This is a genomic window from Pseudomonas sp. UBA6323 (assembly GCF_002439135.1).
In the GTDB taxonomy this organism is placed as follows: Bacteria; Pseudomonadota; Gammaproteobacteria; order Pseudomonadales; family Pseudomonadaceae; genus Aquipseudomonas.
On the sequence record NZ_DJSX01000009.1, the window covers coordinates 1 to 12,667 of the forward strand.

Annotated in this window: 13 protein-coding genes; 9 read left to right on the top strand and 4 right to left on the bottom strand. The window is 63.4% G+C overall.

The window, feature by feature from the left end:
* The 3 genes from B3P22_RS01955 to B3P22_RS01965 form a co-directional block, all read left to right on the top strand.
* Nucleotides 1–1,326: cytochrome c oxidase subunit I (locus tag B3P22_RS01955; RefSeq protein ID WP_296269660.1), on the top strand; the 1,326-nt coding region annotated here is incomplete at its 5' end.
* A 10-nt stretch (nucleotides 1,327–1,336) separates the two neighbouring features.
* On the top strand, nucleotides 1,337–1,903 hold the full coding sequence (locus B3P22_RS01960; protein ID WP_296269661.1) for a cytochrome c oxidase assembly protein: 567 nt from the start codon (nucleotides 1,337–1,339) through the stop codon (nucleotides 1,901–1,903).
* Nucleotides 1,904–1,914: 11 nt separating this feature from the next.
* A complete protein-coding gene (locus B3P22_RS01965; protein ID WP_275546550.1) occupies nucleotides 1,915–2,811 on the top strand; it encodes a cytochrome c oxidase subunit 3 in 897 nt (298 codons plus the stop codon).
* A 7-nt stretch (nucleotides 2,812–2,818) separates the two neighbouring features.
* Here the strand turns inward: B3P22_RS01965 and B3P22_RS01970 are convergent, their stop codons facing one another.
* Nucleotides 2,819–3,022: a twin transmembrane helix small protein gene (locus B3P22_RS01970; RefSeq protein ID WP_013713318.1), complete on the bottom strand. Its 204-nt coding sequence runs from the start codon at nucleotides 3,020–3,022 to the stop codon at nucleotides 2,819–2,821.
* Nucleotides 3,023–3,093: 71 nt separating this feature from the next.
* Here B3P22_RS01970 and B3P22_RS01975 point away from each other — a divergent pair, with 71 nt between their 5' ends.
* From B3P22_RS01975 to B3P22_RS01995, 5 genes are read left to right on the top strand one after another with little or no spacing between them, the layout of a single operon-like run.
* Nucleotides 3,094–3,825: an SURF1 family protein gene (locus B3P22_RS01975; RefSeq protein WP_296269662.1), complete on the top strand. Its 732-nt coding sequence runs from the start codon at nucleotides 3,094–3,096 to the stop codon at nucleotides 3,823–3,825.
* Complete coding sequence (locus B3P22_RS01980) at nucleotides 3,800–4,378, top strand: hypothetical protein (protein ID WP_296269663.1); 579 nt, start codon at nucleotides 3,800–3,802, stop codon at nucleotides 4,376–4,378. The genes B3P22_RS01975 and B3P22_RS01980 overlap by 26 nt, the downstream gene beginning before the upstream one ends.
* A gap of 55 nt (nucleotides 4,379–4,433) precedes the next feature.
* Entirely contained in the window at nucleotides 4,434–5,489 is a 1,056-nt protein-coding gene (locus B3P22_RS01985) for a COX15/CtaA family protein (protein WP_296269664.1), read from the top strand.
* A gap of 23 nt (nucleotides 5,490–5,512) precedes the next feature.
* Complete coding sequence (cyoE, locus tag B3P22_RS01990; RefSeq protein ID WP_296269665.1) at nucleotides 5,513–6,412, top strand: heme o synthase; 900 nt, start codon at nucleotides 5,513–5,515, stop codon at nucleotides 6,410–6,412.
* An 8-nt stretch (nucleotides 6,413–6,420) separates the two neighbouring features.
* The gene (locus B3P22_RS01995) at nucleotides 6,421–7,053 is read left to right on the top strand and encodes an SCO family protein (protein ID WP_296269666.1); all 633 of its coding nucleotides are present in this window, start codon (nucleotides 6,421–6,423) and stop codon (nucleotides 7,051–7,053) included.
* Between the two features lie 258 nt (nucleotides 7,054–7,311).
* Here the strand turns inward: B3P22_RS01995 and B3P22_RS02000 are convergent, their stop codons facing one another.
* Together B3P22_RS02000 and B3P22_RS02005 are read right to left on the bottom strand one after the other, a co-directional pair.
* Nucleotides 7,312–8,262 carry a homoserine kinase gene (locus B3P22_RS02000; protein ID WP_296269667.1) on the bottom strand — a complete coding sequence of 317 codons (951 nt, stop codon included), beginning with the start codon at nucleotides 8,260–8,262 and terminating at the stop codon, nucleotides 7,312–7,314.
* 16 nt (nucleotides 8,263–8,278) lie between these two features.
* Complete coding sequence (locus tag B3P22_RS02005; protein ID WP_296269668.1) at nucleotides 8,279–8,563, bottom strand: DUF2782 domain-containing protein; 285 nt, start codon at nucleotides 8,561–8,563, stop codon at nucleotides 8,279–8,281.
* A gap of 74 nt (nucleotides 8,564–8,637) precedes the next feature.
* On the opposite strand from B3P22_RS02005, the gene polA reads away from it, so the two are divergent.
* Nucleotides 8,638–11,433 (top strand): DNA polymerase I, encoded by a 2,796-nt coding sequence (polA, locus tag B3P22_RS02010; RefSeq protein WP_296269669.1) that lies wholly within the window; start codon nucleotides 8,638–8,640, stop codon nucleotides 11,431–11,433.
* Nucleotides 11,434–11,875: 442 nt separating this feature from the next.
* Here polA and yihA read toward each other — a convergent pair whose 3' ends face one another.
* The gene (yihA, locus tag B3P22_RS02015; RefSeq protein WP_296269670.1) at nucleotides 11,876–12,532 is read right to left on the bottom strand and encodes a ribosome biogenesis GTP-binding protein YihA/YsxC; all 657 of its coding nucleotides are present in this window, start codon (nucleotides 12,530–12,532) and stop codon (nucleotides 11,876–11,878) included.
* Between the last annotated feature and the right edge of the window lie 135 nt (nucleotides 12,533–12,667).

Here is a 12,667-nt window from a genome sequence, read left to right on the forward strand (position 1 = left end):
GTGATGCCGGCCTTCGTCGGCCTCGCCAACTGGATGATCCCGCTGATGATCGGCGCGCCGGACATGGCGCTGCCGCGGATGAACAACTTCAGCTTCTGGCTGCTGCCGGCGGCCTTCGGCCTGCTGGTCTCGACGTTGTTCATGGAAGGCGGCGGGCCGAACTTCGGCTGGACCTTCTACGCGCCGCTGTCGACCACCTACGGGCCGGAGAGCACCACCTTCTTCATCTTCGCCATCCACCTGATGGGCATCAGTTCGATCATGGGGGCGATCAACGTGGTCGCCACCATCCTCAACCTGCGTGCCCCGGGCATGACCCTGATGAAGATGCCGCTGTTCGTCTGGACCTGGCTGATCACCGCCTTCCTGCTGATCGCGGTGATGCCGGTACTGGCCGGCTGCGTGACCATGATGCTGATGGACATCCATTTCGGCACCAGCTTCTTCAATGCCGCCGGCGGTGGTGACCCGGTGCTGTTCCAGCACGTGTTCTGGTTCTTCGGCCACCCCGAGGTGTACATCATGATCCTGCCCGCCTTCGGTGCGGTCAGCTCGATCATCCCGGCCTTCGCGCGCAAGCCGCTGTTCGGCTACACCTCGATGGTCTACGCCACCGCGGCGATCGCCTTCCTGTCGTTCATCGTCTGGGCGCACCACATGTTCACCGTCGGCATTCCGCTGACCGGCGAGCTGTTCTTCATGTACGCCACGATGCTGATCGCCGTGCCCACCGGGGTGAAGGTGTTCAACTGGGCGAGCACCATGTGGCAGGGCTCGATGACCTTCGAGGCGCCGATGCTGTTCTCGGTGGCCTTCGTCATCCTCTTCACCATCGGTGGTTTCTCCGGCTTGATGCTGGCCATCGCGCCGTCGGACTTCCAGTACCACGACACCTACTTCGTGGTGGCGCACTTCCACTACGTGCTGGTGCCGGGTGCGATCTTCGGCATCTTCGCCTCGGCCTACTACTGGCTGCCGAAGTGGACCGGCCACATGTACGACGAAACCCTGGCCAAGCTGCACTTCTGGATGAGCTTCATCGGCATGAACCTGGCGTTCTTCCCGATGCACTTCGTCGGCCTGGCCGGCATGCCGCGGCGTATCCCCGACTACAACATGATGTTCGCCAACTTCAATATGGTCTCCAGCATCGGCGCCTTCATGTTCGGCGCGACCCAGTTGCTGTTCCTGTTCATCGTCATCAAGTGCATCCGCAGCGGCAAGCCGGCGCCGGCCAAGCCCTGGGACGGTGCCGAAGGCCTGGAGTGGACGGTGCCGTCACCGGCGCCCTATCACACCTTCAGCACGCCGCCGGAAGTGAAATAGGAGGTCTGCCGTGAGCGAGGTCATCGCGACGCGTCGCCTGGTTACCCGTCTGCTGGTCGTGGTGGTGGTGATGTTCTGCTTCGGCATCTTCATCCTGCCGCCGTTCTACGACGCCATGTGCCGGGTCTTCGGCATCAACGGCAAGACGGCCGGGGCCTACCAGGGCGAGCAGTTGGTGGATGAGCGGCGCCAGGTGCGCGTGCAGTTTCTCGCCACCAACGCTGCCGGCATGGTCTGGGAGTTCGGACCAGAGGCTGACGAGATACTGGTCCATCCGGGTGAGGCGCGCGACATGCTGTTCGTTGCCTACAACCCTAGCGACAAGCCGATGAGCGCGCAGGCGATTCCCAGCGTATCGCCTTCGAAGGCGGCGGCCTTCTTTCACAAGACCGAGTGCTTCTGCTTCACCCAGCAGGTGCTGCAACCGGGCGAGCGAATCGAGATGCCGGTGCGCTTCATCGTCGACCGCGACCTGCCGCAAGACGTGAAGCACCTGACCCTTGGCTACACCCTGTTCGATATCACCGAACGCAAACCGCCAGTGGCACAGGCGACCCTTGCTCGGGCGACTCCATAAGGAGAACAACAATGTCGAGTCACGAAAGTCACGAGAACTATTACGTACCGGCACAAAGCAAATGGCCCATCGTCGCCAGTGTCGGTCTGCTGGTCAGCTTCTACGGCATAGGAACCTGGTTCAACGACCTCTCGGCCAACCGGGAAAGCTCGAACGGGCCGATGATCTTCTTCGTCGGTGGGCTGATTCTGGCCTGGATGCTGTTCGGCTGGTTCGGCAACGTTATCAAGGAAAGCCGTGCCGGCCTCTACAGCGCGCAGATGGACCGCTCCTTCCGCTGGGGCATGAGCTGGTTCATCTTTTCCGAGGTGATGTTCTTCGCCGCCTTCTTCGGCGCCCTGTTCTACATCCGCATGTGGTCCGGCCCCTGGCTCGGCGGTGAGGGTGACAAGGGCGTTGCCAACATGCTCTGGGAAGGCTTCGAATACAGCTGGCCAATGCTGCAGAACCCCGACTCCAAACTGTTCCCGCCACCGAGCGGGGTGATCGACCCCTGGCATCTGCCGCTGGTCAACACCATCCTGCTGGTGTCCTCCAGTTTCACCATCACCTTCGCTCATCATGCCCTGAAGAAGAACCACCGCGGCCCGCTCAAGGCCTGGCTGGCTGCGACCATCGTGCTGGCGCTGGCGTTCCTGTTCTTTCAGGTCGAGGAGTACATCGAGGCCTACACCGAGCTGGGGCTGACCCTGGGCTCGGGGATCTATGGCGCGACCTTCTTCATGCTCACCGGCTTCCACGGTGCGCACGTGACGCTGGGCACCATCATTCTGATCGTGATGCTGGTGCGCATCACGCGCGGGCATTTCGATGCCGATCAGCACTTCGGGTTCGAGGCGGCCGCCTGGTATTGGCACTTCGTCGACGTGGTCTGGCTCGGCCTGTTTATCTTCGTCTACGTCTTGTAGCGCAGCCTCACCAGGTGACGTGAGAGACCAGTTGCCCTGAATAGAAGCCCCAGGCGATCAGGGCAACGGTAATGGCGGTGAGGCCGACACGGACAGTCAGAGCGCCTACCACGCGGGAACCATGGCCTTCGTCCTTGACCAGGAAGAACAGGCCGCTGAACAGGCTGGCGAGCGTAGCCAGCAGCATTAGGATGATCGCGGCCTTGAGCATGCGGGACTCCGGGGGATTAAGTTGATGCAATGCAGTATAGCCAGCAACCTCGACCGTCACGGCAGGGCGCAATGAGCGCCTTCCGTCCCGGTTGGCTGCCCAGCCTGCTGGTTGCCCTGCTGCTGCCGGGCCTGATCTGGCTGGGCTTCTGGCAGTTGCAGCGCGGCGATGAGAAGCGCCAGCTGCTGGCCAGTTTCGAGGCGCGGCGTCAGGCCGAGCCCGCCAGCCTCGAGCGGCTCGAGCCCATGCCTGACCCGGCCTATCGCCGCGTCCAGCTGCGCGGCCACTTTGACGACGAACACAGTCTTCTGCTCGATAGCCGCGTCCGCGATGGCCACGCTGGTGTCGAGTTGCTGCAACCCTTCTATGACCAGTCCAGCGGCCTCTGGGTGCTGCTAAACCGCGGCTGGTTGCCCTGGCCTGACCGCCGTACACCGCCGCAGTTCGATACCCCGGATGGCGTGCTGCAGCTCACGGCCTGGATCTACGTCGCGCCTTCCGGCGGCCTGAATCTGCGCTCCGGCGCGGCGACCGATGGCTGGCCACGGCTCATTACTCAGGTCGAGGCGGAAAATCTCTGGCAGCAACTGGGCCGCGGCGGGTTGCCGTTCGAGGCGCGCCTTGAACCGGGGCCAGCCAGTTACCGCGTCGACTGGCCGGTGGTGAGCATGAGCCCGAGCAAGCATCTGGGCTACGCGGTGCAATGGTTCGCCCTGGCCGCCGCGCTGCTTGGCCTGTTCATCTATCTCGGAATTCACAACGCACGGGAGAGCCGTCATGAACCCAGCCATCGCCATGCCTGAGGCGCCGCGCAAGGGGCGTGGTCGCCTGCAGTTGCTACTGATCCTGGCCATTGCCATCGGCCCGATGTTTCTCGCCAGTGCCATGTACCAGTGGCGCTTCTGGGTGCCGGAGACGCGCAGTTACCACGGGGTGCTGATCGGTGACGGCCGCACCCTGGCCGACCTCGGCGTCCAGGGTGAGGTCGAGCCCGGTTGGCAGATTCTGGTGACGGCACCGGGCGCGTGCGAAGCGGACTGTCAGCAGTTGGTTTACCTGGCGCGGCAGATCCAGATCGGCCTCAACCGCGAGACGTCCCGCGCCAGCCACGGTCTTGCGCTGGCCGAGCCGCTGACCGCCGACTACGACGCCACGCTCAAGCGCGAGTACCCGCAGCTGGGACGCTACCGGCTGGATCTGCAGGCCTACGACAAGGCCGCCGAAGCGGTACCCGGTGCGCAGCTGTGGCTGGTCGACCCGCACGGCAATCTGGTGCTGCGTTATCCCGCCGGCAGCAATGGCAAGGCGATTCTCGATGATCTGCGTTACCTGCTGAAAATTTCCCTGATCGGCTGACGCTGCGCTCTGTCCATATCGACAGCGCGCCAAGCCAAGTGCACAAGGAGTCGACATGCACAAACCCGGTTACCGTCTAGCGTTGTTCGCGACCCTCCTGACCGTGGTGGTGGTGCTGTTAGGTGCCTACACCCGCCTGACCCATGCCGGCCTGGGTTGCCCGGACTGGCCGGGTTGCTACGGTTTTCTCGGCGTGCCGATGAGCGAGCACAAGCAGGCCATCGCCGAGGCGCGCTTTCCCGAGGCGCCGGTGGAGGTCGCCAAGGGCTGGTACGAGATGATCCACCGCTACTTCGCCGGCGCGCTCGGGCTGGTGATCCTGATCATCGCTGTCCAGGCCGTGCGCCGTCGTGAGGAGTCGACGCAACCCGTCAAACTGCCGCTGGCGATCCTGGCGCTGGTGATCCTGCAGGGCGCCTTCGGCATGTGGACGGTCACCCTGCAGCTCTGGCCGCAGGTGGTCACCGCTCACCTGCTCGGCGGCTTCGCCACCTTGAGCCTGCTCACCTTGCTCACCTTGCGCCTGTCGGGGCGCTACGCCCCGCTGCAAATGGCGGGGCGCCTGCGTGCACTGGCGGCTGCCTGCCTGCTGCTGGTGATCGGGCAGATTGCCCTCGGCGGCTGGGTCAGCTCCAACTATGCCGCGGTCGCCTGTGTCGACCTGCCCACCTGCCATGGCGAGTGGTGGCCGGCGATGGACTTCGGCAAGGGATTTCATCTGACCCAGCATATCGGCCCCAACTACCTGGGCGGGCAACTCGACAGCGATGCGCGCACCGCCATCCACATGAGCCATCGCATCGGCGCGCTGCTGGTAACGCTGGCGCTGCTGGTGCTGGCCTGGCGGCTGCGAGCGGCCAGGCTGCCGCGCCTGGCCGGTCTGCTGCTGCTGGCGCTTGCCGCGCAGGTCAGCCTGGGCATCAGCAACGTGATCTTCCACCTGCCGCTGCTGGTGGCGGTGGCGCACAACGCTGGTGGCGCGGCCCTGCTGCTGACTATGGTGCTGATCAACTATCGCCTGCGGAGCGCTTCTGCGACGACTTGTAAAACATCCGATCTGGCGGAACGGCGCACGACGCTCGTTTCCAGCGGTCTGGTTCAAGGTCGGTAAATAACGAATCAGGGAGAAATGCCATGGCGACAATGCTGCGCACCCACTCCGAACGCGCCACCTGGCGCGATTATCTGGAGCTGACCAAGCCACGGGTGGTGATGCTGATGCTGATCACCTCGCTGGTCGGCATGTTCCTCGCCACTCGTGCAGGCGTGCCCTGGACCGTGCTGCTGTTCGGCAACCTCGGTATCGGCCTGTGCGCCGGCGCGGCGGCTGCGGTCAACCATGTGGTGGACCGGCGCATCGACTCGATCATGGCGCGTACGCACAAGCGTCCGGTCACCGCGGGACGCGTCTCGCCGGTGGCGGCGCTGACCTTCGCCCTGGCCCTGGCCGTTGCCGGCATGAGCCTGCTGATGGTGTTCACCAACGAGCTCGCCGCCTGGATGACCCTGGCCTCATTGCTCGGCTATGCAGTGATCTACACCGGCTTTCTCAAGCGCGCGACGCCGCAGAATATCGTCATCGGCGGCCTGGCGGGCGCTGCGCCGCCGCTGCTGGGCTGGGTCGCTGTCACCGGTCACCTGAGTGCCGAGCCGCTGCTGCTGGTGCTGATCATCTTCGCCTGGACGCCGCCGCATTTCTGGGCCTTGGCCATCCACCGCAAGGAAGAATACGCCAAGGCCGACATTCCCATGCTGCCGGTGACCCACGGTGAGCACTACACCAAGGTGCATATCCTGCTTTACACCCTGGTGATGTTCGCGGTGACGCTGCTGCCTTACGCCATCCACATGAGCGGCCCGCTTTACCTGGCCTGCGCTGTGCTGCTGGGCGGCCGCTTCCTGCACTGGGCCTGGGTGCTGTACCGTGACAGCAAACCGCACGCCGCGATCAACACCTTCAAGTACAGTATCTGGTATCTGTTCCTGCTGTTTATCGCTTTGCTGGCGGATCACTATCTGTTGCTGAACATTTAAGGCTCTTCATGACGCGTACCCACACAACGGTTTTCGTTCTTGTCGCAATCGTGGCCCTGGTGCTGGGGCTAACCGTCAATAAGGTGCTCAGCAGCAAGAGCCAGGGCGACCCGGCGGCGTTGCTCGATGCCGGGATCGTCCTGCTGCCGCAAAACCGCAGCCTACCAGCGCTGAGCCTGGTCGATCAGGACGGCAAGGAAGTTGCGGTCGATCAGCTCAAAGGCGACTGGAAGCTGCTGTTCTTCGGCTACACCTTCTGCCCGGACATCTGCCCGGCCACCCTGGCCCAGCTGCGCCAGTTGCAGGGACAGTTACCCGAAGAAACCCGCGCGCGGCTCGAGGTAGTGATGGTCAGCGTCGACCCGCACCGCGATACACCGGAGCAGTTGAGCAAGTACCTGGGCTTCTTCAATGCGGGCTTCAAGGGCCTGACCGGCGAAGAGGAAACCCTGCAGAAGTTCGCCAACTCGGTGAGCATCCCCTACATCCCGGCCGACACCAGCAAGGAAAACTACACCGTCGATCACAGCGGCAACCTGGTGATCATCGGCCCGGATGGCACCCAGCGCGGCTTCATCCGCGCGCCGATCAACAATGCCAAGCTGGCCGATCAACTGCCGGGCCTGGTTTCCGGTAGCTGATCCGCTTACCACCATCAATGCTGTAAGGCACAGTTTCCCGGATTTCATCCGGGCTACGGCCCGACGCAGACCCGTAGGGTGGGTTAGCGGCGCAAAGCCCCGGTCGCATAAACGCAACTGAACTTGGCGCGCCGCGTAACCCACCAGGCAATGGATGGCGCTGCGCCGACGGTGGGTTACGCCGCCGTAGGAACAGAGAGAGTTATTCAGCAATGCGTTACAGGTGGCTAACTCATCCTACGAAACGCGTCGATCTCACTACAGTGCGAATGGCAGCGGCACGTTGACCTGCTGACGCTGCGCCAGGCGGCGTTGGAATTCGGCTGGGTCGTGGATCAGCACTTCCTGCCCGGCGAAGGATTCGGCGGCGATCAGGCGTGATAGCCAGAAGCGCACGCAGGCCACGCGCAGCATGGCCGGCCACAGCTCCGCTTCGGCCGCGCTGAACGGACGAAGCGCCGCATAGGCGCCGAGCAGAGCGCGGGCGCGAGCGCCGTCGAGGCTGCCGTCTTCGTGCGAGCACCAGTCGTTGAGGGTGATCGCCAGGTCATAGAGCATCGGCCCGGAGCAGGCGTTGTAGAAGTCGATCACCCCGGCCAGATGGTTGCCGTCGAACAGCACGTTGTCGCGGAACAGATCGGCATGCAGGTTCGCCCGCGGCAGAGCGAGGATGCGCGGTTTCAGCTCGGCGATCTCGGCCAGTGCATCACGCAGCAGCGGCGACGCCTGCTCGTCGAGTTTCAGGGCCTGGCTCGGACCTTCGGCTAGCATCCAGTCCAGACCGCGGTCGCTGCGGCGTTCGATGGGCGTATCACGCGTGGCCAGGTGAATCCGTGCCAGCAGGCTGCCCACCTCCTGGCAGTGGTGGGCGTTAGCCTCGCGCACATGCTTGCCGGAAAGCCGCGGCTGCAGCAGTGCCGGCTTCTCCGCCAGGCTGCGCAGTGCCGCGCCGTCCTGCGTGCGCAGGGCGTAGGGCACCGGCAGGCCGGCGTCGTGGAGCACGTCGAGCAGTTCGATGAAAAATGGCAGGTCGGCCACCGGGCCGCGTTCGACCAGGGTCAGGACGTACTCGCCCTGCTCCAGGCTGACGAAGAAGTTGCTGTTTTCGCTACCCGCAGCAATGCCCTGGAAGTCACGCAACCGCCCAAGCCCGTAGGGCGCCAGGAAGACTTCGAGCTGATGACGCTCCAGGGGGGTGAATACCGACATATCAGACCTTAATCGCTTACCAGCTAAAGATTTCCCACGAAGGGATCAGCATGTCCGGATCGTCCGAACGTACGAAGTTGCCGTCGCTGCCATCGGCGCGAACGAGAAAGTAGGGTTTGCCGTTCTTCGGAATGACCTTGATGGCATAAAGGAAGCCATTGACCCGGTATTCCTGAATGGTGCGGTCGCCGACCTGGCGAATGGTCACGTCCGGGTCGCCCGAGACCGGGTCATCGGCATGTGCGGCAAGCGGAAGACAGGCCAGCACCCCGACCAGCAAAAGGCGATTCAATGTACCCATGATAACCTTGCTCCTTGATATTCACCGATGCAGCCATTCTACCGCTGCACCCGCCGAAAAGGTTGATCCCGCGCATGAGCCAAGCTCCCCTCGTTCTGGTCGACGGTTCCTCGTACCTGTACCGCGCCTTCCACGCCCTGCCGCCGCTGACCACCTCCAGGGGCATGCCCACCGGAGCGGTAAAGGGCGTGCTGAACATGCTCAAGAGCCTGCGCAAGCAGTACCCGAACAGCCCGTTCGCCGTGGTCTTCGACGCCAAGGGCGGCACTTTCCGTGACGAGTTGTTCGCAGAATACAAGGCCAATCGCCCGTCCATGCCGGACGAACTGCGGGTGCAGGTCGAGCCGCTGCATGCCAGCGTGCGTGCCCTTGGCCTGCCGCTGCTGTGCGTCGAAGGCGTGGAAGCCGATGACGTGATCGGCACCCTGGCCCGCCAGGCCGCCGGCGAAGGTTGCGACGTGGTGATTTCCACCGGTGACAAGGACATGGCGCAGTTGGTCTGCCCGCACGTTACGCTGGTCAACACCATGACCGGAAGCGTGTACGACATCGATGGCGTGAAAGGGAAGTTCGGCGTCGGCCCTGAACTGATCATCGACTACCTGGCGCTGATGGGCGACAAGGTCGACAACATTCCCGGCGTACCGGGCGTGGGCGAAAAAACCGCGCTCGGCCTGCTGGTCGGGGTCGGCGGTGGCCTGGATGTGCTCTACGCCAACCTGGATAAGATTCCCGAGTTGCCGATTCGCGGCGCCAAGAGCCTGCCGGCCAAGCTCGAGGAGCACCGCGACATGGCTTATCTGTCGTATCAGCTGGCGACCATTAAGACCGACGTGCCATTGAACATCGCCATCGACTCGCTGCATCCCGGCGAGCCGGACCTTGCCGCCCTGGCCGAACTGTACGGTCAGCTGGAATTCAAGAACTGGCTCGACGACTTGCTGCGCCAGAACAAGACGCTGGCGGCCAAGACAGTGACCCCTGCCGGCGACCTGTTCGCCGAGTCGGCCGGCGAGGCCGTCGAAGACGCGGCCGAGCCAGCGCCGGCCAGCGCCGGTGACTACCAACTGGTGCTGGAGCAGGCGCAGTTCGATGAGTGGCTGAAGAAACTGGAGCAGGCCGAGCTGATCGCCTTTGACAGCGAGACCACCAGCCTCGATGCCCAGCAGGCGCAACTGGTCGGTCTGTCGTTCGCGGTCAAGGCCGGTGAGGCTGCCTACGTGCCGCTGGCGCACAGTTATATGGGCGTGCCGCAGCAGCTCGATCGCGATGCGGTGCTCAAGGCGCTCAAACCGATCCTCGAAGACCCGGCCAAGGCCAAGGTCGGCCAGCATGCCAAGTACGACGTCAACGTCCTGGCCAACGCCAGCACACCTATCATGGTGCAGGGCGTGGCCTTCGACACCATGCTCGAATCCTACGTGCTGGACTCCACCGCCACCCGTCACGACATGGACAGCCTGGCGTTGAAGTACCTGAATCACAGCACCATTCGCTTCGAGGACATCGCCGGCAAGGGCGCCAAGCAGCTGACCTTCGATCAGATCGCCCTGGAACAGGCCGGCCCCTATGCCGCCGAAGACGCCGACGTGACCCTGCGCCTGCACCAGGAGTTGTGGCGCCGCCTCGAAGCCGTGCCGTCCCTGGCCAAGGTGCTGCGCGAAATCGAAATTCCGCTGATGCCGGTGCTGGCGCGCATCGAGCGCAACGGCGCGCTGGTCGATGCCAAGCTGCTTGGCGAGCAGAGCGTCGAACTGGGCGAGAAACTGGTGGAGCTGGAGCGCAAGGCCTTCGAGATCGCCGGCGAGCCGTTCAATCTGTCCTCACCCAAGCAACTGGGCGTGATCCTTTACGAGAAACTCGGCTACCCCGTGATCAGCAAGACTGCCAAGGGCCAGCCCTCCACCGCCGAGGCGGTGCTCGCCGAACTCGCCGAGCAGGATTTCGAGTTGCCCAAAGTGCTGATGCAGTACCGCTCCTTGAGCAAGCTCAAGAGCACCTACACCGACAAGCTGCCGGAGCAGATCAACCCGCGTACCGGGCGCATTCACACCAGCTACCATCAGGCGGTGGCGGCAACTGGCCGGCTGTCGTCGAGCGACCCGAACCTGCAGAACATCCCGATCCGCACCGCCGAGGGGCGGCGCATCCGCCAGGCCTTCGTCGCGCCCCAGGGCTACAAGCTGATGGCGGCGGACTACTCGCAGATCGAGTTGCGCATCATGGCCCACCTGGCCAAGGACGAAGGGCTATTGAGTGCGTTCCGCGACGATCTGGACGTGCACAAGGCCACGGCCGCCGAGGTATTCGGTGTGGCGCTGGAGGAGGTGACCAGCGATCAGCGACGCAAGGCCAAGGCCATCAACTTCGGCCTGATCTACGGCATGAGCGCCTTCGGTCTGGCCAAGCAGATCGACGTCGAGCGCAAGGAGGCGCAGGCCTATATCGACCGCTATTTCGCCCGTTATCCAGGCGTGCTGACCTATATGGAGCGCACGCGCGCCCAGGCTGCCGAGCAGGGCTATGTGGAGACGGTCTACGGCCGTCGCCTGTACCTGCCGGAAATCCATGCGCAGAACCAGGCGATGCGCAAGGGCGCCGAACGTGCGGCGATCAACGCGCCGATGCAGGGCACTGCAGCGGACATCATCAAGCGCGCGATGATCGCCGTGGATGGCTGGTTGCAGGAGAGCACCATCGATGCGCGCATCATCATGCAGGTGCACGATGAACTTGTACTGGAGGTGCGCGAGGAGCTGGTCGATGAGGTTGGTGCCACACTCAAGAGCCTGATGAGTGGCGCCTCCGATCTGGACGTGCCGCTACTGGTGGAAGTAGGCGTTGGTACCAATTGGGACGAAGCGCACTAAGCCAGGCAGCGCCGCGGCGTGCAGCCGCGGCCGCTCTGGCTTAGGGGTTTGAGGAATCAAAAGGTGCTTTCTTATGGCAAATGGTTTTTAAGGCGCCGATGAACTTTCCCCAAACCCGTCCGGTCAGAGTTCATGAATGGCCGTTGAGGCCTTCATGCTCCTTTGTTGTGTTAAGTGTTGGCAGACATCTGAACCCCGCCCTAGCGGTTCAGACCTTGGACCCCGAACTTCTCCCTCCCCATACGAAGCTCGGGGTTTTTTTTGCCTATAGAAAACTGCCGCTAGCGGCATTCTGATGACCCTCTCCCATTTATGGGAGAGGGTGCCCGAAGGGCGGGAGAGGGCGCTTGTGATGCTCTTTCACGTCAAAACGGGCTGCTGCAGCTTCGTCGGGTGCGCCGCGCGCACCGAACATTGCTACGTTCCCGGCGCGCCCTGCCTCTTATTCCGCCTCTACGCCTTCCTCATCCTCATCCTCTTCCGGCAACAGATCCAGCCAGCCGGCCAGTACCATCTGCGCCTCTTCCACGCCCATGCGCTTGGGCGCCGAGAACAGCTGGATACTGATGCCCTCACCCCACTGCTTACGAATATCCTGACGCACCTTGAGCAACGCGTTCTTCGCCGCGCCGAAGGCCAGTTTGTCTGCTTTCGTCAGCAGGATGTGCAGCGGCATGCCGCTGGCCACCGACCAGTCCAGCATCATGCAGTCGAACTCGGTCAGCGGGTGGCGGATATCCATCATCAGCACCAGGCCGCACAGGCTCTCGCGGCTGCCCAGATACGCTTCCAGGTGTTTCTGCCAGTGCTGCTTGAGCGGGATCGGCACCTTGGCGTAGCCGTAGCCGGGCAGGTCCACCAGGCGGCGTTCGTCATCCAGGCGGAAGAAGTTGAGCAGCTGGGTGCGCCCTGGCGTCTTCGACGTGCGCGCTAGGCTCGCGTGGGTCAGGGTGTTGAGCGCGCTCGACTTGCCTGCGTTGGAGCGGCCGGCGAAGGCGACTTCCAGACCGCTGTCCTCAGGGCACTGATCGACCTTGGCGGCACTGATAAGGAAGCTGGCCTGCTGGCACAGACCGATGATGGGGTTCTTCGGGAGCATGGAGGGTATCCGGTGGTTGCCTCGATTCCGTGAGAGGTGCCTACAAATTGCTGCGCTCGACCATGCTGCGTTGGAACCAGCCTCAAAATGCTCATGTACCACTCGTACATTCCGCTTTCTCGGCTGCCTCCGCCT

Bases quoted from the DNA above. Each gene is read 5' to 3' on its own strand.
- B3P22_RS01965 (WP_275546550.1), top strand. From the start codon at position 1,915: ATGTCGAGTCACGAAAGTCACGAGAACTATTACGTACCGGCACAAAGC.
- B3P22_RS01970 (WP_013713318.1), bottom strand. From the start codon at position 3,022: ATGCTCAAGGCCGCGATCATCCTAATGCTGCTGGCTACGCTCGCCAGC.
- B3P22_RS01975 (WP_296269662.1), top strand. From the start codon at position 3,094: ATGAGCGCCTTCCGTCCCGGTTGGCTGCCCAGCCTGCTGGTTGCCCTG.
- B3P22_RS01980 (WP_296269663.1), top strand. From the start codon at position 3,800: ATGAACCCAGCCATCGCCATGCCTGAGGCGCCGCGCAAGGGGCGTGGT.
- B3P22_RS01985 (WP_296269664.1), top strand. From the start codon at position 4,434: ATGCACAAACCCGGTTACCGTCTAGCGTTGTTCGCGACCCTCCTGACC.
- cyoE (WP_296269665.1), top strand. From the start codon at position 5,513: ATGGCGACAATGCTGCGCACCCACTCCGAACGCGCCACCTGGCGCGAT.
- B3P22_RS01995 (WP_296269666.1), top strand. From the start codon at position 6,421: ATGACGCGTACCCACACAACGGTTTTCGTTCTTGTCGCAATCGTGGCC.
- B3P22_RS02000 (WP_296269667.1), bottom strand. From the start codon at position 8,262: ATGTCGGTATTCACCCCCCTGGAGCGTCATCAGCTCGAAGTCTTCCTG.
- B3P22_RS02005 (WP_296269668.1), bottom strand. From the start codon at position 8,563: ATGGGTACATTGAATCGCCTTTTGCTGGTCGGGGTGCTGGCCTGTCTT.
- polA (WP_296269669.1), top strand. From the start codon at position 8,638: ATGAGCCAAGCTCCCCTCGTTCTGGTCGACGGTTCCTCGTACCTGTAC.
- yihA (WP_296269670.1), bottom strand. From the start codon at position 12,532: ATGCTCCCGAAGAACCCCATCATCGGTCTGTGCCAGCAGGCCAGCTTC.